Origin of the sequence: Pedococcus bigeumensis, from assembly GCF_039531795.1 — a bacterium.
GTDB lineage: Bacteria > Actinomycetota > Actinomycetes > Actinomycetales > Dermatophilaceae > Pedococcus > Pedococcus bigeumensis.
Genome location: NZ_BAAAQS010000003.1, coordinates 976,947 through 1,000,564, shown reverse-complemented (window position 1 = coordinate 1,000,564; position 23,618 = coordinate 976,947). Strand labels below are relative to the sequence as shown.

The 23,618-nt window shown below is 71.7% G+C and carries 19 protein-coding genes; 9 read left to right on the top strand and 10 right to left on the bottom strand.

The window, feature by feature from the left end; translation table 11 throughout:
- Nucleotides 1-18 precede the first annotated feature (18 nt).
- Nucleotides 19-1,008: a hypothetical protein gene (locus ABD262_RS15375; RefSeq protein ID WP_344138037.1), complete on the bottom strand. Its 990-nt coding sequence runs from the start codon at nt 1,006-1,008 to the stop codon at nt 19-21.
- Between the two features lie 102 nt (nt 1,009-1,110).
- Between ABD262_RS15375 and ABD262_RS15370 the strand changes: the two genes are divergently transcribed.
- Entirely contained in the window at nt 1,111-3,447 is a 2,337-nt protein-coding gene (locus ABD262_RS15370; RefSeq protein ID WP_344138034.1) for a helicase-associated domain-containing protein, read from the top strand.
- A 24-nt stretch (nt 3,448-3,471) separates the two neighbouring features.
- Here ABD262_RS15370 and ABD262_RS15365 read toward each other — a convergent pair whose 3' ends face one another.
- The gene (locus ABD262_RS15365; protein ID WP_344138031.1) at nt 3,472-4,413 is read right to left on the bottom strand and encodes a hydroxymethylglutaryl-CoA lyase; all 942 of its coding nucleotides are present in this window, start codon (nt 4,411-4,413) and stop codon (nt 3,472-3,474) included.
- Nucleotides 4,414-4,568: 155 nt separating this feature from the next.
- Here ABD262_RS15365 and ABD262_RS15360 point away from each other — a divergent pair, with 155 nt between their 5' ends.
- Genes ABD262_RS15360 through ABD262_RS15340 form a run of 5 tightly spaced genes read left to right on the top strand, consistent with a single transcriptional unit; the run spans nt 4,569 to nt 10,875 of the window.
- Nucleotides 4,569-5,366, top strand: coding sequence for a CD225/dispanin family protein (locus ABD262_RS15360; RefSeq protein WP_344138029.1), 798 nt, complete (start codon nt 4,569-4,571; stop codon nt 5,364-5,366).
- A gap of 3 nt (nt 5,367-5,369) precedes the next feature.
- Nucleotides 5,370-7,016 carry a DNA repair helicase XPB gene (locus tag ABD262_RS15355; protein ID WP_344138026.1) on the top strand — a complete coding sequence of 549 codons (1,647 nt, stop codon included), beginning with the start codon at nt 5,370-5,372 and terminating at the stop codon, nt 7,014-7,016.
- A gap of 58 nt (nt 7,017-7,074) precedes the next feature.
- Nucleotides 7,075-7,782, top strand: coding sequence for a response regulator transcription factor (locus ABD262_RS15350; protein ID WP_344138023.1), 708 nt, complete (start codon nt 7,075-7,077; stop codon nt 7,780-7,782).
- The gene (locus ABD262_RS15345) at nt 7,783-9,327 is read left to right on the top strand and encodes a sensor histidine kinase (protein ID WP_344138020.1); all 1,545 of its coding nucleotides are present in this window, start codon (nt 7,783-7,785) and stop codon (nt 9,325-9,327) included.
- A gap of 51 nt (nt 9,328-9,378) precedes the next feature.
- The gene (locus tag ABD262_RS15340) at nt 9,379-10,875 is read left to right on the top strand and encodes a S1C family serine protease (RefSeq protein ID WP_344138017.1); all 1,497 of its coding nucleotides are present in this window, start codon (nt 9,379-9,381) and stop codon (nt 10,873-10,875) included.
- Nucleotides 10,876-11,065: 190 nt separating this feature from the next.
- On the opposite strand, the gene ABD262_RS15335 is transcribed toward ABD262_RS15340, so the two are convergent.
- From ABD262_RS15335 to ABD262_RS15310, 6 genes are all read right to left on the bottom strand, one after another.
- A complete protein-coding gene (locus ABD262_RS15335; RefSeq protein WP_344138014.1) occupies nt 11,066-13,327 on the bottom strand; it encodes a glycoside hydrolase family 31 protein in 2,262 nt (753 codons plus the stop codon).
- The gene (locus ABD262_RS15330; RefSeq protein ID WP_344138011.1) at nt 13,324-14,481 is read right to left on the bottom strand and encodes a glycoside hydrolase family 15 protein; all 1,158 of its coding nucleotides are present in this window, start codon (nt 14,479-14,481) and stop codon (nt 13,324-13,326) included. The genes ABD262_RS15335 and ABD262_RS15330 overlap by 4 nt, the downstream gene beginning before the upstream one ends.
- Nucleotides 14,482-14,610: 129 nt before the next feature.
- Nucleotides 14,611-15,876 carry an ABC transporter substrate-binding protein gene (locus tag ABD262_RS15325; protein WP_344138008.1) on the bottom strand — a complete coding sequence of 422 codons (1,266 nt, stop codon included), beginning with the start codon at nt 15,874-15,876 and terminating at the stop codon, nt 14,611-14,613.
- A 68-nt stretch (nt 15,877-15,944) separates the two neighbouring features.
- On the bottom strand, nt 15,945-16,835 hold the full coding sequence (locus tag ABD262_RS15320) for a carbohydrate ABC transporter permease (protein ID WP_344138005.1): 891 nt from the start codon (nt 16,833-16,835) through the stop codon (nt 15,945-15,947).
- Nucleotides 16,828-17,709 (bottom strand): carbohydrate ABC transporter permease, encoded by an 882-nt coding sequence (locus ABD262_RS15315; RefSeq protein WP_344138002.1) that lies wholly within the window; start codon nt 17,707-17,709, stop codon nt 16,828-16,830. Before ABD262_RS15315 ends, ABD262_RS15320 begins: the two co-directional genes overlap by 8 nt.
- A complete protein-coding gene (locus ABD262_RS15310; protein ID WP_344137999.1) occupies nt 17,706-18,920 on the bottom strand; it encodes an ROK family transcriptional regulator in 1,215 nt (404 codons plus the stop codon). The genes ABD262_RS15315 and ABD262_RS15310 overlap by 4 nt, the downstream gene beginning before the upstream one ends.
- 258 nt (nt 18,921-19,178) lie before the next feature.
- Here ABD262_RS15310 and ABD262_RS15305 point away from each other — a divergent pair, with 258 nt between their 5' ends.
- Nucleotides 19,179-21,200: a HelD family protein gene (locus ABD262_RS15305; protein ID WP_344137995.1), complete on the top strand. Its 2,022-nt coding sequence runs from the start codon at nt 19,179-19,181 to the stop codon at nt 21,198-21,200.
- Nucleotides 21,201-21,229: 29 nt separating this feature from the next.
- A complete protein-coding gene (locus ABD262_RS15300; RefSeq protein WP_344137992.1) occupies nt 21,230-21,880 on the top strand; it encodes an HD domain-containing protein in 651 nt (216 codons plus the stop codon).
- Nucleotides 21,881-21,884: 4 nt separating this feature from the next.
- Here the strand turns inward: ABD262_RS15300 and ABD262_RS15295 are convergent, their stop codons facing one another.
- Nucleotides 21,885-22,400: an NUDIX hydrolase gene (locus ABD262_RS15295; RefSeq protein WP_344137989.1), complete on the bottom strand. Its 516-nt coding sequence runs from the start codon at nt 22,398-22,400 to the stop codon at nt 21,885-21,887.
- Nucleotides 22,397-23,137 (bottom strand): DUF4031 domain-containing protein, encoded by a 741-nt coding sequence (locus tag ABD262_RS15290; protein WP_344137986.1) that lies wholly within the window; start codon nt 23,135-23,137, stop codon nt 22,397-22,399. The genes ABD262_RS15295 and ABD262_RS15290 overlap by 4 nt, the downstream gene beginning before the upstream one ends.
- Before the next feature lie 121 nt (nt 23,138-23,258).
- Between ABD262_RS15290 and ABD262_RS15285 the strand changes: the two genes are divergently transcribed.
- Complete coding sequence (locus ABD262_RS15285) at nt 23,259-23,549, top strand: WXG100 family type VII secretion target (protein WP_344137983.1); 291 nt, start codon at nt 23,259-23,261, stop codon at nt 23,547-23,549.
- Nucleotides 23,550-23,618: the final 69 nt, after the last annotated feature.

The window sequence follows — 23,618 nt, the reverse complement described above, 5'->3', positions numbered from 1 at the left end:
CGTCAACCATAGGCAAGGTCAGCCGGTGCGGGTCGCCGTGATGAGGACCGCCTTCGCACCGGACTTCTCCGCGACCACGAGCACCGAGTCACCGACGGCCGGGGCACCGGCCCGGGTGCGGGTGTCGCTGCCGATGACGTAGGTCGCGGTGAAGCCGTCGTCGCTCTTGACCGAGACGGAGGTGCTGCTGGCCTTGGTGACCGTCCCGCGCTGGAGGGTCATCACGACCGACTTGCCGTTCTGCTGCACGGTGAACTCGCCGTGCTGGACGTTGCCGAGCCCCATGGCTCCCCGCATGAGCCCACCCATGCCGCGCCCCATGCCGCCCATGCCATCGCCGTCGAGGCCGTTGCCGTCCTCGTCACCGAGCCCGCCGCCCTGGCGACCGGGCGCCCCAGGCGCTTCTGGCCCCTGCGGCATCCGGTCCAGCTTGCGCTGCTGTCCTGGCGGGAGTCCCTGTCGGCCGTCCTCGCGGACGCGTTCGATCCGGTCGGCGCCATCGCGGTGCGCCGCCCGCACGGCCACGAGGCCGACCGTCGCGACGACACCGAGCACGAGCAGGGCCGCGAGCGCGCCGGCGACGACCACGGCGATCAGGCCGCCCGTCGTCGAGGTCGCCTGGCGCCAGAGGCCCGGACGCTTGGGCGATGGCCCACCCGGACCACCGGTGGCGGGCCCGAACGGTCCACCGGGAGGGCCGACCGGCGGCGGACCGCTGGGCGGGCCGACCCGAGCAGGGCCGGCGGGGGCTGCCTCCGAGGAGGCGGGCACCGAGCCTGCCGCTGCGGGCATGGGCTGCGTGGCGGACGGTATGGCGCCGGTGGCGGCCTCCGGCGCACCTGACCCCTGCGCGGGGTCGGCAGCGGCGGGCTGGGCGGGTGGCGCAGTGGAGGGCGGCGCGGTCGACTGCGGGTCGGCGGCCTGGGGATCCCCGGCCGGCACGTCCTGGTTCGCCTTCGCCGACCCCTTGCTGCTGCGGGGCGTGGCGGGTCCGGTGGGCTCCGACATGGCGCCTCCTCTCGTTGCCACCAGTGTGGGTGACGAGGCTGTGCGTGGCATGGGAAACGGCTGAGAGTCTGACCGCCCGGCTGAGGCGACTACCGTGGTGCAGTGGCCGCCATCTCCTCCCCCCGTCGCACGACCGGTTCCGTGACGGGCTCGGGGGCCTCCGCCTCGCGGTCCGCCCGGCCCGAGGTGACGACCTCGACAGCCCGTTCCATGGCCGACGACGTGCGGGAGCGCAGCGACGAGCAGCTCGCCGACCTGCTGCGCCGACGCCAGGACCTGGCCCGACCAGCGCCCGCCGACCTGTCGTCGCTCGCGGCGAGGGCGGGCACCCGGGCCAGCGTCCAGCGAGCCGTCGACTCACTCGACCTGGCTCACCTGCAGGTCCTCGAGGCAGCGCTGGCCACCCCTTCGCCGGTCGAGACCGCGGCGGTCGGTGCCCTGCTGGGGGTCGACGCGACCGAGGTCGGACCGCTGCTCGACGACCTGTGGACCCTGGCCCTCCTGTGGCGCAGCCCCGAGGGCCTGCGGGTCGCCCGCACCGTCTCCGAGGTCCTTCCCCACCCCGCCGGCCTCGGTCCCCGCGCGGCCGACACCTTCGTCGAGGTGCCGCCGACGGAGTCGGTGGCAGACCTGCTCGGCGAGGCGCCGCCGGCGGCGCGCGCCATCCTGGACCGCCTGACCTGGGGTCCGCCGCTGGCCGTCCTGCCGCCCGGCACCCCCGACCGCGTCGCCGCCGGGGCGCGCTGGTTGCTCGAACAGCACCTTGTCTTCGCCCCGGCGGCCGACCAGCTCGTGCTCCCCCGCGAGGTGGCCCTCGCGCTGCGGCACGGCCGCAGCCACGCCTCGCCGGCCCTGCAACCGCCAGCCCTGGAGGGCACACCGCGTCAGGACGCCGAGGTCGACGCGGCGGCCGGACAGCAGGTCACCGACCTGCTCGCGCTGGTCGACGAGCTCGCCGCCGAGTGGGGCCTGCGCCCTCCGCGCGTGCTGCGCTCCGGGGGACTCGCCGTCCGCGACCTCAAGCGGCTCGCCTCGGTGCTCGACGTCGACGAGGCCCGCGCGGCCTTCGTCGCCGAGCTCACGTATGCCGCGGGCCTCCTGGCCGACGACGGCTCGCTCGACCCGTCGTGGGCGCCGACACCGGCCTACGACGAGTGGCAGCAGCAGCCCGGCCACCAGCGCTGGGCCGTGCTCGCCCGGGCCTGGCTGCTCACCACCCGCGCCCCGCACCTCGTCGGCACCACGCCGGCGGGCGCGTCCGGCACGGTCAACGCCCTCGGCCCCGACGCGCACTGGCCGCCCGCGCGCGGCTTGCGCAAGGACGTCATCGACCAGCTGGCTGCGGCTGCACCGGGCCTGTCCCCCGACCGCGAGAGCGTCGTGACGGCCGTCGGCTGGCGCCGGCCGCGGCGCGTGCCCGCCGGCCTCGAGGTCGTCGTGGCCGCCGTGCTCGGCGAGGCGGAGTGGCTGGGGGTCACGGGTCGGGGCGCGATCTCGAGTGCCGGCCGGGCCCTGCTCGACGGCCGGTCCGACACCGACCTCGCCGCGGCCATGCAGCCGCACCTCCCCGAGCCCGTGGAGCACGTGCTGCTCCAGGCCGACCTGACCGCCATCGCCCCCGGCCCGCTGGCCGGCGGCCTGGCCACCTTCATGCGCCTGGTGGCCGACGTGGAGTCGCGGGGCGGGGCCACCGTCTACCGGTTCAACCAGGACTCCGTCCGTCGGGGCCTGGACGCCGGGTGGTCGGTCGACCAGGTCCTTGGCGCGCTGGGCGACGCCAGCCACACCCCCATCCCCCAGCCCCTCGACTACCTGATCCGCGATGTCGCGCGTCGACACGGCCAGGCTCGGGTCGGGGCGATGCGGGCCTACATCCGGTGCGACGACGAGGCCACCTTGGGCGCGATGGTCGCTGACCGCGAGCTGTCGCCGCTCCAGCTGCGCAGCATCGCCCCGACGATCCTGGTCTCACCCGTCGCGGCCGAGACCGTGCTGGAGTTCTTGCGCGAGAACGGTTTCGCGCCGGCCGCCGAGACCCCGGACGGCGGCATCATCGTGCCGACCACCGGCGCCCACCGCACCCCCCTCCAGCGCCGACCCACCCCCGTGACGGCGCAGAAGGTCGACGACGAGCTCGTGACGACGATGGTCGGTGCGCTGCGCGCCGGCGAGGAGGCCGCGGCATACCAGCGGGAGCAGGTGGCGAGCCGACCCGGGCCCACGCTCCCGAGCACCGACCCGACCACGACCCTCGCGGTGCTGCGGGACGCGGCGGCGGACCGGCAGGCAGTCTGGATCGGCTACTCCGACGCCGACGGTCGCACCCAGCGGATCCTCTTCTACCCCGACCGGGTGGTGGGTGGCCGGGTGCACGGCACGGCCGACGGAGCCGCGCGGACGCTGTCGATCCACCGCGTGACCGGCGCAGTCCAGGGCTGAGCCGACCGACGGACGGGCAACGGGTCAGCCGCCGCCGGCGAGGGCACGCACGACGCCCGAGGGCGAGGGGCGGCCCAGGTGGCCGGCCATCCACACGCTGGTCTGCACGAGCTGGGCCAGGTCGACGCCGGTCTCCACGCCCGCGCCGTCGAGCGCCCAGACGAGGTCTTCCGTGGCCAGGTTGCCGGTGGCGCTCTTCGCATAGGGGCACCCGCCCAGCCCGCCGGTGGACGCGTCGACCACCGTGACGCCATGCCGCAGCGCGGTCATGGTGTTGGCGAGTGCCTGGCCGTAGGTGTCGTGGAAGTGCACGCCGATGCGGTCGACGCCGATGCCGCCCGCGTCGAGGGCGTCCAGCAGCCGCCGCACGTGACCGGTGGTGCCCGTGCCGATGGTGTCGCCGAGCGAGAGCTGGTCGGCGCCGAGGTCCATCAGCCGCTGCGACACCGAGACGACCTGGTCGACCGGCACCGGACCCTCCCACGGGTCGCCGAAGCACATCGAGACGTAAGCCCGCACCCACAGGCCGGCCTCCTTCGCGCGCGCCACGACGGGGGCGAACATCTGGACCGACTCGTCGACCGTGCGGTTGAGGTTCTTCCGGGCGAAGGTCTCGGTCGCGCTGCCGAAGATGGCGATCGCGCCCACGCCGGCCGCGAGCGCGTCGTCGAGGCCGCGCTCGTTGGGCACGAGCACCGGTCGCTGCGGTCCGCGGCCGAGCTCGCCGAGGTCGTCGAGCACCGCACGGGCGTCGGCCAGCTGAGGCACCCAGGTCGGCGGGACGAAGGAGGTGGTCTCGATCGTCTCCAGCCCCGCAGCCGCCAGCCGGCGGATGAACTCCGCCTTCACGGCGGCCGGGACGACGGACTTCTCGTTCTGGAGGCCGTCGCGCGGACCCACCTCGTAGATGGTCACCCGGTCCGGCAGCTCCGGGTCGGGCTCGCGCTGGGGCAGTCCGATGCTCATCTGGGCCCCCGCAAAGTATCGGAGCGACGAAGGAGCGCAGAACTTTGTGGGGTGAGGTTCACCCCCCGATCCTGCCATTCCCGGGCTGCGGTCTTCACCCGTGCTCCGGGGGGTTAGATTTGCAGCGGACCGCACGACGCCCGAAGGGACGAACGATGAGCGACACACCTCGCAACGACGACAACCCGGAGTTCCGCGACCCCACGGCGCCCAGCGACCCGACGGCGCCGAGCGACGAGGGGTCCTCGGACTACGGCGCCTCCTTCGACCAGACCGCCGCCATCGACACCGACAAGACGCAGGCCGTCCCGCCGGTGCCGCCGGGCCAGACCGGACCTCCTCCGGCGGCGGAGAACGACCCCGGCGCTGAGTCCGGCCAGCCGTCCTACGGCCCGCCGTCCTACGGCCCGCCGGCCGGTGGCGTCCCGCAGAACCCGTACGGCGCGCCCACCGGGGCCGGCGCACCCCCGCCGCCCCCGCCGCAGAACCCCTACGGCAGCGCCCCCGGCGCGGCCCCCCAGAACCCGTATGGCGCGCAGCCGGCGTACCCCACCCAGAGCCAGGTCCAGCAGGGCTACGGCGCGCCGGGTCAGGGTGCTCCCGCCCAGGGCGCGCCGGGCTACGGCGCTGCGCCGGGCTACGGCGGCCCCGTCTACGGCGCTCCCGGATACGGGCAGCCGGGCTACGCGCCCCAGTCGATCAGCGGCAACACGATCGCGCTGCTGGTCGTCTCCGGCCTGACCACCCTCGGCTGCGGCTTCGGCATCGTCGCCCTGGTCTTCGCGATCATGGCGGCCACCAAGAAGGACCAGCCGGCCGAGTCGGCGAAGTTCACCCGCTGGGGCTGGATCGCGCTCGTGGCCGGCCTGGTGCTCGTCATCATCGTGGTCGTGGCGATCATCGCGATCGCCGCGACGAGCAGCACCTCGACGTCGTTCGACTCCGGGTACTAGCCGGTGCCAGACGGCCCGCTGATCGTCCAGAGCGACAAGACGCTGCTGCTGGAGGTCGACCACCCGAACGCCGAGGAGGCGCGCAGGGCGATCGCACCGTTCGCCGAGCTCGAGCGTGCCCCCGAGCACATCCACACCTACCGGGTGACGCCGCTGGGCCTGTGGAACGCACGAGCTGCGGGCCACGACGCGGAGCAGGTGGTCAACGCGCTCATCACCTACAGCCGGTATGCCGTCCCGCACGCCCTGCTCGTCGACGTCGCCGACACCATGGACCGCTACGGTCGGCTGACCCTGGAGAAGGACCCCGAGCGCGGCCTGGTCCTGCGCACCACCGATCGTCCGGTGCTCGAGGAAGTGTTGCGGCACAAGAAGATCAAGCCGCTCATCGGCGAGCGGATCGACGACGACCGCGTGGCGGTGCACCCGTCCGAGCGAGGCCACCTCAAGCAGGAGCTGCTCAAGGTCGGCTGGCCCGCCGAGGACGAGGCGGGCTACGTCGACGGAGAGGCCCACCCCATCGGCCTCGACAACGCCGACTGGTCGCTGCGCCCCTACCAGCAGCAGGCCGTCGACGGGTTCTGGCACGGCGGTTCCGGGGTGGTCGTGCTGCCCTGCGGCGCCGGCAAGACCCTGGTCGGCGCAGGGGCCATGGCGGTGGCCAAGGCGACGACGCTGATCCTCGTCACCAACACCGTGTCGGCCCGGCAGTGGCGCGACGAGCTGCTCAAGCGCACCAGCCTCACCGACGACGAGATCGGCGAGTACTCCGGTGCCCGCAAGGAGATCCGGCCGGTCACCATCGCGACCTACCAGGTGCTGACGACCCGCCGGAAGGGCGTCTACACCCACCTCGACCTGCTCGACGCCCGCGACTGGGGACTCATCATCTACGACGAGGTGCACCTGCTCCCCGCCCCGATCTTCCGGATGACCGCCGACCTGCAGGCCCGGCGACGGCTCGGCCTCACCGCGACCCTGGTGCGCGAGGACGGCCGCGAGGCCGACGTGTTCTCGCTGATCGGCCCGAAGCGCTACGACGCGCCGTGGAAGGACATCGAGGCGCAGGGCTACATCGCCCCCGCCGACTGCGTCGAGGTGCGGGTCACGCTCCCCGACAGCGAGCGCCTCGCGTATGCCGTGGCCGAGCCGGAGGACCGCTACCGGCTGTCGTCCTGCAGCCCGGTCAAGAACCCCGTCGTGGAACGGATCGTGGCCCAGCACCGGGGCGAGCCCACGCTCGTCATCGGCCAGTACCTCGACCAGCTCGCCGAGCTGTCCGAGCGGCTGGGCGCCGACGTCATCACCGGCGAGACGCCGGTCTCCCAGCGGCAGAAGCTGTTCCAGGCGTTCCGGGTCGGCGAGATCAACCTGCTCGTCGTGTCGAAGGTCGCCAACTTCTCGATCGACCTGCCGGAGGCGAGCGTCGCGATCCAGGTCTCGGGCACCTTCGGCTCGAGGCAGGAGGAGGCGCAGCGGCTCGGCCGGGTGCTACGACCCAAGGGCGACGGCCGCACCGCGCACTTCTACACGGTCGTGTCCCGCGACACCGTCGACGCCGAGTTCGCCGCGCACCGACAGCGGTTCCTCGCCGAGCAGGGCTACTCCTACCGCATCGTCGACGCCGACGACGTGGACGCCACCGCCTGAGGTCCGCACACAGGCGGCATACAGACAACTCCCAGACTCAGGCCCGAGACTGGGTGCCGTGACCACTGCGCAGCCCGAGGCCCGCCTCCTCGTCGTCGAGGACGAGCCGAACATCCGTGAGCTCCTCGCCACCTCCCTGCGGTTCGCCGGCTTCGAGGTGCACGTCGCCGCCGACGGCGCCACCGCCCTCCACCTGGCCACCACGCACGAGCCCGACCTCGTCGTCCTCGACGTGATGCTCCCCGACATGGACGGCTTCACCGTGACGCGCAAGCTGCGCGACACCGGGCGCCAGCTGCCCATCGTGTTCGTGACTGCGCGCGACTCGGTCGACGACAAGATCAAGGGGCTGACCGTGGGTGGTGACGACTACGTCACCAAGCCGTTCAGTCTCGAAGAGGTCGTGGCGCGCATCCGCGCGGTCCTGCGCCGCACCAGGGGCGAGCTCGACGACGCGAGCTCGCTGCGGTTCGAGGACCTCGAGCTCGACGAGGACTCGCACGAGGTGAGTCGCGGCGGACGCTCGATCGACGTGTCCCCCACTGAGTTCAAGCTGCTGCGCTACCTCATGCTCAACCCCAACCGCGTGCTCTCGAAGGCACAGATCCTCGACCACGTGTGGGATTACGACTTCCGCGGCGAGAGCGGCATCGTGGAGTCCTACATCTCCTACCTGCGGCGCAAGATCGACGTCGACGGGGTGCCGCCACTCATCCACACCAAGCGCGGCGTCGGCTACGTGCTGCGCAAGCCACCGGAGGCGTAGATGTCGGCTCCGACGAGCCCGGCGCCGATCGGCACTCCGACACCTCCCCCGCCGGCTCCGGCCGGGTCGGGCCGGCCGGGTCGGTCGGTCGGCACCGAGGTCAAGCGACACCTCGAGGCGCTGCCCCTGCGGGTGCGCCTGGTCGCCGTCATGCTGGCCCTGCTGCTCCTCGCGCTCACGCTCACTGCCGCTGCCACGGCGGCCCTGATGCGCCGAGACCTGATGGGTCGCGTGGACGACGACCTGCAGCGCGCCTACCCGACCGTGGCGCAGCAGGCCCTCGACTCGTTGCGCGCGCCGACCCGCAACCGCCTGCCCAGCGGCTATGCCGTCGTCTTCTACCCGACGGACGGCACTCCCGCCGTCGAGATCGACCCGACCGGCGCGAGCGCGCGCCCCGGCGTCCCCGACTCCCTGTCGATCAGCGACCCGCGGGTCAGCTCCCCCGACGCCTTCACCATCGGCACCAAGGACGGCTCCGGGCAGTGGCGGGCCGTCGCGGGCAGGCTGCGCGACAACTCCGCCACCTTCATCGTCGCCGTCCCCCTGTCCAGCGTCAGCCACACCGTGCGTCGGCTCGTCCTCGTCGAGTTGCTCATCGGCCTGGCCGTCCTCCTCGCCTGCGGCATCGGCGGTTGGTATGCCGTGCAGCGCGCCTTCCGTCCGCTGCGCCAGATCGAGGACACCGCGGCCGCCATCGCCGACGGTGACCTCGGACGACGCATCCCGACCCGCACCGCCAAGGACGAGGTCACCTCGCTGTCGCGGTCGCTCAACGTGATGCTCGCCCAGATCGAGCAGTCGTTCGCCGCCCGGGAGGCCTCGGAGGAGCGGATGCGCCAGTTCGTAGCCGACGCGTCCCACGAGCTGCGTACCCCGCTGGCCGCGGTGCGGGGCTACGCGGAGCTCTACCGCCAGGGAGCGGTCCGGGAGCCGGCCGACGTCGCGAGCGCCATGACCCGCATCGAGGGCGAGGCGACCCGGATGGGCGGCCTGGTCGAGGACCTCCTCATGCTGGCGCGGCTCGACGACCAGCGACCGATGCGCATCGCCCCCGTCGACCTGACCGTGCTGGCTGCCGACGCGGCGCAGGACGCCCGAGCCATCGACCCGGACCGGCAGATCACCGTCTCCGGCTTGACCGGTCCACTCGGACCCACCGTGGTCCCCGGCGATGACGCCAAGCTGCGACAGCTGCTGGCCAACCTGGTGTCCAACGCCCTGAACCACACGCCGATGGGGTCACCTCTCGAAATCGCCGTCGGCACAAGGGAGTCCGACCACCACGTGGTGCTCGAAGTGCGCGACCACGGCCCTGGCGTCGACCCGGACAAGGCCCGCAAGGTGTTCGAGCGCTTCTACCGCGCCGACCCGTCGCGGGTCCGCGGTGCCGGTGGTGGGAACGGGCTGGGCCTGGCCATCGCGGCCGCCATCGTCAACGCCCACCGGGGCCGGATCGGGGTCTCGCAGACCGTCGGCGGTGGCGCGACCTTCATCGTCGAGCTGCCCACAGACAACTCTCAGGCAGCGCCCAGCACCCCTTGACGTTGGAGCGGTTGACTGACGTCACCAAGCCACACCAAGGAGCGCACCACCATGACCCAGATCCACCCGGACACCCGACCGGACAGCACCGGTGACAGTGGTCAGCCGCAGCCCCAGCAGCAGCCCTCGGTGGCCCCGGCTCCCACGAACGCCTCCCCGGACCCGTGGTCGCAGCAGGGCGAGCCGACGACCCCGGTCTGGTTCGGCCAGACCTCCGAGATCCCGCGTGACCACGCAGCCTTCGGACTCCCCGCGGCAGGTGCCTCCACGGCATACCCGCCGCTCACCACTCCTCCGGCTGGGCCGCCCCCTTCCTTTCCCACTCGGGACGGGGCAGAGCCTGCCCAGCCGGGCAAGCGGCGCCGACTGACGGAACTCACCGCCGTCGCGGCGCTCGCCGCCCTCCTCGCGAGCGGCGGCACCTACGCCGCGACCCAGCTCGATGACGGCCCGCAGGCCTCCTCCCCTGCCAGCTCGTCGTCGCTGGGTCGCGGCGCGGACACCGGGCCCGTGGTCCAGGCCGACGCCACCAACCCGAACTGGACTGCCACCGCTGCGGCCGTGGCGCCGAGCGTCGTGTCGATCACGGTGAAGTCCGGCCAGAGCGAGGCGCAGGGCTCCGGCGTCATCATCGACGCCAAGGGCCACGTCCTCACCAACAACCACGTCGTGGGCGGCGCCAGCGCCGGCGCCGCGATCACCGTGACGCTCAACGACGGACGCACCTACAAGGCCACCGTGGCCGGCACCGACCCGAGCACCGACCTCGCTGTGATCACCCTGTCGAACGCCCCGAACGACCTCAAGGCGATCGCGATCGGCAACTCCGACGACCTGAAGGTGGGCGACCCGGTCATGGCGATCGGCAACCCCCTCGGGCTCGCGGGCACCGTCACGACCGGCATCGTCAGCGCCCTGAACCGCCCGGTGACGACCGCTGCCGAGGACAACAGCCAGCCGCAGGACCAGAACCCGTTCGGCCAGGGCCTGCCGGGGCTGGGCCAGCCCTCGACCGGCAGTAGCGGTGAGGACGTCGTGACCAATGCCATCCAGACCTCAGCCGCGATCAACCCCGGCAACTCCGGCGGCGCGCTCGTCAACGCCTCCGGTCAGCTGGTCGGCATCAACTCCTCGATCGCCAGCCTGGGCTCGTCGAGCGGCGGGCAGAGTGGCAGCATCGGCATCGGCTTCGCGATCCCGGCCAACGAGGCCAAGAGCATCGCCTCGCAGCTGATCTCGTCGGGCCAGGCCGAGCACGCCTTCCTCGGCGTCAGCCTCGGCGACGGCACGGCGTCCGACGGCACCAGCCAGCGGGCCGGCGCGCAGATCACCCAGATCTCGGCCAACACCCCGGCCGCCAACGCGGGCCTGCAGAAGGGTGACGTGGTGATCGCGGTCGACGGCGAGCGCGTCGACTCGGCCCTGTCACTGGTCGCGAACATCCGCGAACGCGGCGTCGGCGACAAGGTCACCCTGAGCGTGCTGCGCGACGGCAAGAAGATCGACCTGACCGCCACCTTGGTCGCCAAGGCAGCCGCGACCAACTGATCCACCACCGAGCCGGTCGGCGCCTCCGGGCGCCGACCACCAGCCACCGGTCGGGCCGAACTCGCGTCGACCGGTGACCCGGTCCGCTGATCGTGCGGACAGCGGACCAGCAAGTCCGGGCCGGGCCCTCGCGATCGAGACCGCGAGTGGACCCGGCCCGGCCACGTGCCGCCCGGCTAGAGGCGTCCCCTCATGGGCGGAACACGTGGTCCAGTCGATCCCAGCCCGCACGGGTGCAGTAGACCGGGACCTCGTCGATGGGCATCTCACGGTGGACGACCTGGACGCCCTGGTGGCTCTCGCCGGTCCACACGTCGACCCACTCGCCCGCCGGCAGGTAGGTGGACCACGTCTGGGCACCCTCCTCGGTGACCGGGTTGACCAGGAGGTCGACGCCGAGCATCCACTGCCGAGGGTGCTGCCAGACCGCAGCGTCGCCGGGGTGGTCGAAGAAGAGCGCGCGCATCAGCGGCCGGTCCGTGCGCACCGTCTCGGCCGCCTCCTCGGCCAGGTAGCCCACGAGTCGCTCGCGCAGCTGCGCGAAGCGGCGGAACACCGGGACAACCCGCTCGTCACCGGTCACCTCCTCGACGTACCACGGGGTCCGATCCCGCAGCGGGAGCTGGTGGTGGTTGAACTCGGAGTGGTACTGCATGACCGGCATGAACGTCGACGCCCCCGCGGCGCGCAGGTAGAGCTCGGCGTCCGGGACCGGCCCGGAGAAGCCGGCCAGGTCCCAGCCCCAATAGACGATGCCGCACGCCGACGCGGTCAGGCCCGCGGTGACGCTGTTGCGGAACGCCTCCCAAGTGGAGTCCTCGTCGCCGGCCCAGAAGACGCCGTGCGCCTGCGACCCGGTGAAACCGCTGCGGGAGAACGTGATCGGCGCCTTGCCGTGCTTGCGCAGGAGGTCGCCGAATGCCTTGGCGTAGTGCACCGGGTAGAGGTTGTTGCCCTCGTCGCCGCGCCGGCCGTCGGCATACTGCAGGTCGTGCCCCCAGGCGTGCTCGCCGCCGTCGGTCTTGAAGCCGTCGACGCCCAGGTCGCGCACCAGGTAGTCCCGCTTGGCCGTCCACCAGTCGCGGGTCCGTTGCGAGGAGAGGTCGGGCATGAGGGACTTCGGGAACCACCACCCACGGTTGAGGTATGCCGTGCCGTCCGCCTCGCGGACCGCGTGGCCTTCGTGGACCATCGCCTCCCCCTCGGCCAGCACCTGCTCGTGCAGCCCGTCCTCGGACTGCGCGGTCTTGAGCAGTGGGATCTGCCAGAGGATGACCTTGATCCCCCGGGAGTGCAGGTCGTCGACCATCGCCTTGGGGTCCGGCCATGCGCCATCGGCAGGGAACTCGAAATCCGCTGCGGAGAAGGGCGATCCGTCGGGTCGGGGCGCGTAGGAGGCGTCCCGGAAGAGCATGATCCCCTCCTCGTCGCTCCAGGCCTCGATCACGACGACACCCACGGGGATGTCCAGCTCCCGATGGCTGTCCATGCGTTCGGTCACCAGTGCCTGGGTGTTCCACTCGTTGCCGGACGCCCACAACCGGAAGACCCAGGACGGGAGCTCCTCCGCGCGACCGACCTCGTCGAGGAAGGAGTGCAGCACCGCGGTCGGGTCACCGTCGTACAGACGCACGTCGAGCGACTCGTGCGCAGTGCCGCCGAGGGCGACCTCCACCGTGAGACGGTCGGTTTCCGAAGCGCCGACGTCGTACCAGGACCGGCGGGACGTGCGGACGTGGAATCCCCAGGCGCTGCCATCCGCGCCGACCACGTGCGCAAAAGGCATCGGCAGGTAGGTGCGGCCGTGCGCCCCCTGTGACTTGTACTGCTCGAAGACCACGGCGTCGAGGCGACGCCCGCCCTGGTCGAGGTGGTCGAACCGCTCGCCGAAACCGACCACGTGGTCGCCTTCAGCGATGCCGAGGGCGAACCTCACCCGGTGCACTGCGTCGTCCGTGACCAGCCACTCGAGGGACCCGGCAACCAGTCGCTCGTCCGCCCCGGTGAGCTGGGCGGCGAGTCCGCTGGGGAGGTCGGCGACCCACCGGGCCGGCGCCACGGAATACCAGTCCGTCGTCTGGGTCGCGCCGTCGCTGGCGGTCGCATGGAACCGGTAGCGGTAGCCCGTGGAGTCGGCGACCGGCGGGGTCTGCACGGCCCAGCCGCCTTCTCCACCGAGGGAAGCCGCCTGGGCCGCGGCGAGGTGGCCCTCGCCACCGGCGAGCGCCGCGGCGTCCGCCGCGTCCGCCACCCGAGGCGCCATCGCCAGCACGGTCGGGTCACCTGAGACCGGCGCCCACTCACAGGTCACCGACTCCAGGTCGGCGAGCGCCTGCACGCCGAGGAGCACCGGCTCACCGGTCAGCGGGAGCACGGGGATGCGCTGGTCGAGCGACGTCGCGTAGGGGTGCTCGATGCCGTGCGGCCGGTGCACGAGCAGGCCGGTGCTCATGCGCCCGGCCCGTCGAGCAGGCCCAGCTCGTCGGCCAGGATCAGGTACATGCCGTGTGACCAGAGCAGCGGCGTGGCCACCTCGCCCCATCGTTCGACCCACTCAGCCCGGGCGTCCGGATGGAGGAGGTGGTCGGGGACCTGCTCGGGCAGCTCACCCGTCGAGGTCGCGTGGTCGGCGACCCACTGCAGGTGGCGCATCGCGCCGTCCCGGTCACCGGCCGCCACGAGGTTCCACCCCAACAGGGCTGACAGGAGGAGCCACTGGCCACCTCCGTAGAACACGTCTGCTCGGAAGCGGTGCACCCCACCGTCGACATCGAGGTCGGCTGCGACCTTCGCCAGCGTGGCCGTCGCGAGAGGGCTTCCGGGCTCGGCGAGCCGGAAGGGCACGACACAGGACGGGAGCGAGCCGTCGACCGCGTCGCTGCCGAGCCACTTCACCAGGTGCCCGTCCGTCACGCCGTCGCGAAGAGCGAGCGCGGCTGCGCCCGTCGACGCGGCGCGAGCCCGCGTGGCCCGCTCCTCGTCGAGCAGCCCCGACGCCGCGATCTCACGCAGCCCCCCGGCCACGGCTCCGAGGGTCGAGACGTGCCGGTGCTCGACGTGCTCCTCCCACCAGTCGTAGCAGGGGAGGTCCCAGAAGGCGCTGATGAAGTCGACGGCCACCTCGATGCCCGGAAGCCACCGGGGGAGGTCACGCTCGTGGCGCTTCGCGTGGGCGACCAGGGACCAGAGCCAGGTGCCGTAGCCGTCGGTCTGGAAGTCCCACCACGGGTCCGAGCCATCGAGGCCATCGAAGGTGAACCGCGTCGGCAGCATGCGGTCCAGGGGCACCTCGACCCCGCGGGCAACGTCCGCCAGCAAGGCATCGACCTGGGCACGCCTGGCGCCCAGTACCCGGCTCACCCAGTCGTGGTAGCGGTCGGCCGACTCCACGTCGCCGTACCTGGAGATGCCCTCGGCCGTGAAGGAGCCGTCCCGCAACCACGCATAGCCCCGGTAGGCGGAGAACGTGGGCGAAGCCGGGTAGGCGCCGTCCACGTGCTGGTGCTCGGTGATCACGGCGTGGCTGCGGTGCGCGAGCTCGACCAGCTGCTGAGGAGTCAGGTCACGGCCGGCCGAGCTCGACTCGGTGAGGCGGAGGGAAGTCATGGCGTCCAATGCATCGGGTTGAGGGCGGTTGCCGGGCCGACCAGGGGTCACGGCCCGGCAACCGCGATGAGGGAAGGTGGTCCGGTCGGCGGCTGCTGCCGGCCGGACCACCCTCGGTCCAGCTGGGTACTACTTGAGGAGCGCGTTGACCGCATTCTCGGCGTCGGTCAATGCAGCGGCGACGGACTTGCGGCCCGCAGCAGCGGACGTGAGCTCCTTGCTGACCGCGTCCTGCATCTCCTGCTGCCGGGCGATGACCGGGGGCAGCACCGTGGCGTCGAGCGACGCGAACACGGCCTTGCGGTTCGCCGGCTTGCCTGCGTCGAGGTACGACGACAGCTTCGCTTCGTCGGCGACGGGCGGCAGCTCCCAGCTGGTCTCGAGCCGCTTCTGCACCATCTCGTCCGAGGACGTCAGGAAGGTGACCCACTTCTGGGCGGCGGCCTGGTTCTTGCTCTGCGCGGAGACGACGGCGCCATTGGTGAACATCGCCGAGGCCTTCGTCGTGTTACCCGGCTCGACCGCGATGTCCCAGGCGAACTTGGCGTCAGCCATGCCCGAGAACATCCAGATCCCCGTGTGCCACATGGCCAGCTTGCCGTCCTTGAAGAGCTTCGAGTCGAAGTCGGGAGTGCCCGCACCCTGCGCCTCGGTCGGCATCGTCTTGCCGGACTTGGAGACGAGGAACTCGGCCGCGGCCCGGCCGGCGTCGGAGTTGAACGTCGCGCTCTTCTTGTCCGGGCTCAGGAACTGCCCACCGGACTGGCCGAGCGCCTTGTAGAACTCGAAGAACGAGATCGGCTGGTAGTCGCCCCAGACCTTCTTCGACTTGTCGGTCAGCTTCGCCGCCGCAGCCTGCTCGTCCTTCCACGTCCAGTCGGCGGTGGGCTCGGCGACCCCGGCCGCCTTGAAGAGGTCCTTGTTGTAGAAGAGGACGACGTTGGAGAAGGACTCGGGCAGGCCGTACTGCTTGCCGTCCGCCCCGAAGGCCTGGAGCAGGGATGGCTTGTACTTGGACCCGTCGACGTTCTTGAGCTCGGCGAGGGACCCGTTGGACGCGTAGGTCACGAAGTTCTCGTAGTTGAGCTCGAAGGCGTCGCCAGCAGTGCCACCGGCCACCGCAGTCTGGAGCTTGGTGAAGTAGGAGTCGTAGGGGGTGGTCTCGATCTGGACCGTGATGGTGGGGTTGGCCTTCTCGAAGGCAGCCTTGATCGTGTCGAGGTCCTTCTCGTGCCCGCCGTTGGCGGAGAAGTTCATGTAGCGGATCGTGGTCTTGCCCCCCGACGACGCGGCGTCGGAGGACTTGGTAGCAGACCCCTGGGCGCAGGCGCCGAGCGCCAGTGCCAGACCGGCGGCGATGACAGGCGCGACGCTGCGCCTGGCGATGTTGATCATTGATGTTCCTTTCGGGGCCTGCCGCGTTCCGGGTGGCGCGCGGTCGGGACTGGTGCGGGTGAAACCTGTTACTTGATGCCGGTGTGTGCGACGCCGGCGATGATGTGGCGCTGGGCAAGGAGGTAGACGACGGCGATGGGCAGGATCGAGAAGACCGACCCGGCCATCACGACGTCCCACTCGGTGGTGAACTGGCCCTGGAGGGTGGCGAGCCCCAGGGGAAGGGTCATGAACTCGGGTGAGCGGATGACGACCAGCGGCCACAGGAAGCTGTTCCAGCTGCCCATGAACGCGAAGACGGCGACCGTCGCGAGGGCCGGTCGGATGAGGGGCACGATGATCGTGACGAAGATCCGCAGGTGGCCGGCGCCGTCGATGGTCGCGGCCTCGTCGAGCTCCTTCGGCACGGACTCGACCGCTTGGCGAAGCAGGAAGACGCCGAACGCCGAGGCGATCGAGGGGGCCAGGAGCGCCATGTAGGTGTCCTGCAGGTTGAGCGACTTCATCTCGATGAAGAGCGGGACGACCAGCACCTGCATCGGCACCATGAGGGTGGCGAGGTAGAGCGCGAAGACGACGTTCTTGCCCTTGAACGGTAGACGCGCGAAGCCGTAGGCGGCCATCGATCCCGTGAGCAGCTGCAGCAGGGTGGCCGCCACCGCGACCCACAGGGAGTTCAGGACGATGCGCCACATCGGGAGCGTGTCGAGCAGCGTCCGGTAGGCCGCGAGCGTCGGGTCCTTGACGATCAGCGTGGGACCGCCCGCGAGGCTGCCGCCGGGAGTGATCGAGGTGATGACCGTCCACAGGAACGGGAAGAGCATCACGGCCGCGCCGGCCAGCACCGCGGCATACCGCAGGATGTTGAGCGGCCGGAACGGGCGACGGTTGGCGCGCTCGCCCGAGGCCCGACCGGGGACCGCGGCGGGAGGTGCGACGGGCACGAGCGTGTCAGGCATAGTGCACCCACCGACGCTGGCCGCGGATCTGCACCGCAGTGATGACGAGGATGACCGCGAAGAGGATCCACGACAGCGCACTGGCTTCCCCGGCCCGGCCGTAGCGGAAGGTGAGGTCGTAGATCTGGCCGACCACGACCTGGCTCGAACCCGACGGTCCGCCACCGGTCATGACGTAGACCTGGTCGAAGACCTGGAATCCGTTGATGAGGGAGATGATGACCACGAAGAAGGTCGACGGCGAGAGGAGCGGGAGGGTGATCCGCCAGAACCGCTGCCAGCCGTTCGCCCCGTCAGCCCAGGCCGCCTCGAGGACGTCCTGCGGGATCGCCTGGAGACCGGCCAGCATGATGACCATGACGAAGCCGAGGTCCTTCCAGGCCGACGACAGGATCACCGCGGGCAGAGCCCAGTTCGGGTCGGTCCACCATCCCGGCTGCGGGGCTCCGACCGCCCCCAGGAGCGTGTTGACGAGGCCGTTGGTGGGGTTGAGGAGCCACTTCCACACCAAGGCGACGACGACCCAGCTGGTGACCACGGGCAGGAAGTAGGCCGCCCGGAAGAACGACCGACCGGCGAGCTTCTGGTTGAGGGCCAGGGCCAGGCCCAGGCCGCCCGCGAAGACCAGGGGGAGGTACCCGGCGCAGTAGATGAGGGTGTGCAGAAAGACGGTGCGCGTGCCGGGGTCGCCCAGGAGGCTGCGGTAGTTATCGAGCCCCACCCATTTCATCGGCGAGATGAGGTTCCACTCATGCAGGCTCACCCATACCGAGCTGACCATCGGCGCCACGGTGAACAGCAGGAGCGGAACGGCGCTCGGCGCCAGGAAGAACAGCACCCAGCCGAGCTTGCGCCAGCGCGCGCCGGTCGTCATCGGGAGCCCGCGGCGGTGACGTCCTGCAACCGAGCCCGCACCAGCTCACCCTGGGCGCCAGCGGTGTCCGCGTCGAACGGCGACGCGAGGACGAGGCAGGCAGCGCCGACGGCCCACTGGCTCTCGGTCCAGGACTCGGTGACGTAGGGGATGTTGCGGCGGGCCGGCATCAGGTGACGGCGGAAGGACTCCTCGAAGCCGGCCTGCCAGAAGGCCCACTCGGTCATGCCCTCACCCATGAGCACGATCAGCTCCGGGTCGACCATGTGGACGACGCCGGAGAGGCCACGGCCGAGCATGTGACCCGCCTCGGCATACACGGCGCGGGCCCGCTCGTCCCCGGCATGCGCGGCAGCGGCCAGGTCGGCCACCGTGCCCTTCTCGTCAAGCACTCGAGCGGCAATCGCCGACGCGAGGAGGCCGCTCTCGCCGATGTGCGCTTCCAGGCAACCGGTGTTGCCGCAGCCACAGGGCGGGCCGTCGATCGACACCGGGATGTGCCCGATCTCGCCGGCGCCGCCGTGGGCGCCGCGACTCACCGAGCCGTTCTGGACGATGCCACAGCCGATGCCCAGTCCGATCGTCACGACGAGGTAGGACGAGTGCTGACGGCCGATGCCGTAGACGCTCTCGGCGGCGGCGAGGGTGTTGACGTCGTTGTCGACCAGCACCGGCACTCCGAGTGCGGCCCGCAGGGTGGGCCCGACCGGGGCACGGTCCCAGCCGAGGGTGGGCGCATCGACGATCCCGGACGCCTGCGAGTCCACGGCACCCGGAAGGCCCACCCCGACCCCGAGCAGGTGGCCCTCGTGGTCGGCCACGGCGGAGCGCAGGATGTCGCTGAGGGTGTCCAGGGCCGAGGGATGGCCAGCGTCGAACGGCACGGCACGGGAGGAGCGGACCGTCCCGTCGAGGTCGACCGAGACGAGCGCGACGTGGTTGGGAGTGACCTTGGCGCCGATGGCTCCCCCTGCCGTGCGCACCAAGCCGAGCAGTCGAGCGGGACGGCCTCCCTGGCTCGGCACCGATTCGAGCTCGATGACGAGCTCCCGGGCCAGCAGCTCCTTGGTGGTCTGCGTGACGGTCGCCGGGCTGACTCCGAGGGAGCGGGCGATGTCGGCGCGCGAGCTCGGGCCACGGGTGCCCAACAGCCCCAACACCGCGGCGCGCACGAGGTCACCCCGCGTGGTCACCGGTCCGTTCAGAGACATCCTCGGCTCGTCCTTTGTTCGGTCCTAAATTTAGTAGGAACATAAGCCTCTGGGGCGGCGGCGTCAAGGACTTCCCCGGATGTGGTTCCCGAGCGAGTCCGGACCGTTACTGGGTCGAGGCGGTGCCTCCCGGGGACCGTCAGGTGGCGCGAATCGGTTTAAGACAGGATGACTTTCGATCAGATCACGTCACGCTCCGCCGCCCGCCGGACGAAAACCGTTCGACGCGGTGCTGACGCGGTGGCAAGGTAGACCCTTGTGTCTGCTACCGCCCCCACTCCGGAACTGAAGCGAGAGCAGGACTACCTCGGCGCCGCCCGTGAGGCGCTCGCCGCGATGCGGGAGCAGACCCTCTCGCTCAAGGTCCAAGCCCACGACCCGATCTCGGCCGAGCACCTCGCCCGCACCCTCCACCTGCGGGCCGCCTCCCTGCAGGACGACCCCTCGACCACCCTCTTCTTCGGTCGGATCGACACCGACACGGACGAGCGCTGGTACATCGGCCGACGCCACGTCGCCGACACCGCCGGCGACCCGCTCGTCATCGACTGGCGGGCGGGCATGTCGACCGCGTTCTACCGGGCGTCCCGCACCGAGCCGATGGGTGTGGTCCTACGTCGACGGTTCGGGCTCGACCGCGGGGCGATCACGGCCTACGAGGACGAGCACCTCCAGGACCGCGCCGAGCACGACGTCCGCAGCCAGATCCTCGCCGAGGAGATCGAGCGACCGCGCGTGGGGCCGATGCGCGACATCGTGGCCACCATCCAGCCCGAGCAGGACGAGATCGTCCGGGCCGGCGCCGAGCAGACCATCTGCGTCCAGGGCGCCCCCGGCACGGGCAAGACCGCTGTCGGCCTCCACCGTGCAGCCTGGCTGCTCTATGCGTTCCGCGACCGCCTGGCCCGCTCCGGCGTCCTCGTCATCGGCCCCAACCGGGCCTTTCTCGAGCACATCGGGGCGGTCCTCCCCGCCCTCGGCGAGGTCGCCGTCGGCCACACCACCATCGAGGAGCTGGTCGCCTCCGTGCCGGTCCGCGGCACCGACCCCACCGAGACCGCGGTCCTCAAGGGCGACGCGCGCCTCGCCGAGGTGCTCCGGTATGCCGTGTGGTCGGCCGTGCAGCCTGCGACCGAGCCGCTCGTGGTGCCGCGTGGGGTGCGCAAGTGGCGCGTGCCGGCATACGAGGTCAACGAGATCCTCGACGAGCTGCGCTCCCGCGGCGTGCGCTACGACGCGGCGCGGCAGATGCTCCCGCAGCGCCTCGCCCACGCGGTCCTCCTGAAGATGGAGGGGTCCGGCGACTCTCCCGACGACCGCGTCCAGGACCAGGTCGCCCGCTCCGCGGTGGTGAAGAAGTACGTCACGGCACTCTGGCCGGCGCTCGACGCCAAGGCGGTGCTGTTCTCCCTCCTGTCCGATCCCGACGAGCTGGCGCGTCACTCCCACGACCTGCTCAGCGACGAGGAGCGGCGGATCCTGTTGTGGGACAGCCCGCCTCGCTCCAAGGGCACCGCCAAGTGGTCGCGCGCCGACACCGTGCTGCTCGACGAGCTGGGCGACCACATCGCCCGCACTCCTTCGCTCGGCCACGTCGTGCTGGACGAGGCACAGGACCTCTCCCCGATGCAGCTGCGGGCCGTCGGCCGGCGGTGTTCCACCGGCGCCGCCACGGTGCTGGGTGACATCGCGCAGGGCACCACGCCGTGGGCGACCGACTCGTGGGAGTCCTCACTGCACCACCTGGGCAAGCCGGGCAGCCACGTCGAGGTCCTCGACCGGGGTTTCCGCGTGCCCGCGAGTGTCATCGAGTACGCGGCCCAGCTGCTCCCGCACATGGCACCCGGGCTCGGCTCCCCCGTCTCGGTGCGAGACAACCCCGGCCGTCTCGACCTCGTGCCGACCGACGCCGCCAGCCTCCACGAACAGGTGGGTGTCGTGGTCGCGACCGAGCTCGAGGAGCCCGGCTCCATCGGGGTCATCGCTCCCGACGCAATGGTCGAGGAGCTGTCAGCGTCGTTGCAGCGCAACGGGATCGACCACGGCGTGCTGGGCCAGGACCATGGCGACATCGACCACCAGGTCGACGTGGTCCCCGCCACCGTGGCCAAGGGGCTGGAGTTCGACCGGGTCATCGTGGTCGAGCCCGCCGCCATCGCTGCGGCGGAGCCTGACGAGCGCACCGGGCTGCGTCGGCTCTACGTCGTGCTGACCCGTGCGGTCTCGGCGCTGACCGTCGTGCACGCCGAACCGCTGCCGACCCAGCTGGGTCCCGCCTGACCGCGTCGATCTCTGCCAGAATCCCCCTCGTGCCGGCACTGATCACGTGGTGGACGCTCGACGTCGCCGACCTCGCTCCCGGAGCACACTCCGATGCCGTCCGGGCCGTCGGGGAGGACCTCCTGCGCCGGCTCGGCGAGGAACACCGCAGGTACCACACGGCCCGCCACGTCGTGGAGATGTTCTGGGCGCTGGAGGACCTCGAGCACGCCGGCGTGCTGACCGCGCGCGAGAGCGCGCTGGCCCGCGTCGCCGCGTGGTTCCACGACGCCGTCTACGACACCACGACCTCCGGCGCCGAGAACGAGGTCGACAGCGCCACCCTCGCGGTGCGCGACCTGACGGCGCTGGGCTTCGCGACGGAGGACGTCGAGACCGTGCGCGACCTCGTGCTCTCCACCCACGACCACGACCTCACCGGCACGCCCCTGGCGGGGGCCTTCCACGACGCCGACCTGTGGATCCTCAGCTCGCCGCCCGGTCGCTACGACGAGTACACCCTCCAGGTGCGCGCCGAGTACGCCGCCGTGCCCGACGACGTGTTCCGCGCCGCCAGGGCGTCGATCCTGCGACCGTTCCTCGACCGCGAGACCATCTACGCCACCGGCTTCGCCCGCGAGTCGTGGGAGGACGCGGCGCGCGCGAACCTCGCCGTCGAGCTGGGGCTCCTGAGCGGCTGACTCCCTAGCGCTCCGGGGTCATCGCCGCTGCCACCAGCGGCCACCAGAACTGCCCACCCGACAGGGTCTCGAACTCCTGGGCGGTGACCCACCTGGGGTCGACGGCGTCCGGCTCGGCGGCGACGAGCTCGCCCCCTGCGACGTGCACCCTGCACCGGAACAGCTGCATCGACCCACCGCGCTCGGGCCACCGACCGTGCGCCGACACGGGGGCGAAGCTCTCGTGGCCGAAGACGCGCAGGCCCTCGGGGTCGAGCCGCAGCCCGGTCTCCTCCCAGACCTCGCGGACCGCGCACTCGACGGCCGACTCCCCGGGCTCGCGCCAGCCACCGGGGATGCCCCACTCGCGTCGACGGGGACTGTAGACGGCGGCATACCGTCCGGTCGCGTCGGTCACCACCACCATGGCGGCGAAGACGGCATCGTCGGCCACCGGCTCGGACGACGCCCACAGCTCGACGTCGGCCACCGAGCCGTCGGCGAACGTCGCGCCCGGGACCGAGGCGATCAGGTGGCTCACCGATCCACCCGCTCGACGTGTTCCAGGAGCGGCCACCAGTGCCGCTCGGTCAGGGCGTCCGTCGCCTCCGCGAGAGGCCGCCACGTCCCCGGGCGGGCGTCGTCTCGCCCACCCAGGCGATGGGCGAACACGGCGAAGCAGGCCTTGGGCGCCGGCCAGGGATAGTCGCCGGTCGGCGCTGGCACCGTGTTGCGGACGTAGCCGAGGAGGGTGGGGGCGATCCAGCCCGACCCTCCCAGCAGGTCACGGGCCAGCTCGCCCACCGCCCCTGCGGGGGTGTCCGCACCCACGTGCCGGGATGGCAGGTCCCACCCTCCGTCAGGTCGCACCACGAGGAGCAGGTCGGCCCTGGACAGCACGGCCAGCCGCACCACCACGGTGTTGGCCGGGGCCTCGTCCTGGCGCGAGGCGATCACGTCGGCCCGGGACCCCGGTGGCAGCCACGGCGCACCCGGGACGGCATGGACGACCCGCTCATGGCGACGCTTCTGGATCCGCAGACCGCTGCGCTGGAGGATCCGCACGACCTCTCGACCGTCGACCGGCGTGGCCCCCGCGGCGACCAGCGCGACATACCGCTCCTCGGGCACGTCGTAGTGGTCACCCTCGAAGCCGCGGCGCGGAATCCCTTGTGCTGCAGCGAAGACGTGCAGCTCCTCGTAGGACGTGTCGCTCACGAGATGTGACCACAACCGCCCGTGGGCCGGCCAGGCCGGCGGGTCGATCCAGATGGTCACCCGGCTGACGCTACCCGCCCCGGGCAGCCCTGTGGACAACCGGGCGGGCCGGCTGGTCGCGGCCCCTAGCCTCGCTCCAGGCGGAAGCCACGGGGGCGCCGCACTCGTCAGGAGGACAACCATGTCGGCACAGTTCACGGTGGACACCGAGCGCATCCAGGCCGCGTCGGGCGACATCGCCCGCATCTCGACCGAGATCGACAGCCAGGTCACGGCCATGATGGCCCGCCTGACCGGGCTCCAGGGCGCGTGGACCGGATCGGCCTCCGCCCGGTTCCAGTCGTTGGTGGGCGAGTGGCAGGGCACCCAGAAGCAGGTGCGCGCCTCGCTCGACTCGATCGGCGGGGTCCTCGCCGCGGCGGGCACGCACTACGCGGAGACCGAGGCCCAGACGCTGCGCATGTTCAGCTGAGCCGACCCGACGCTGCCCCGACCGTGGTGGTCGGGGCAGCGTCCTCGGTATGCGGTGGCGTGCCTTCCA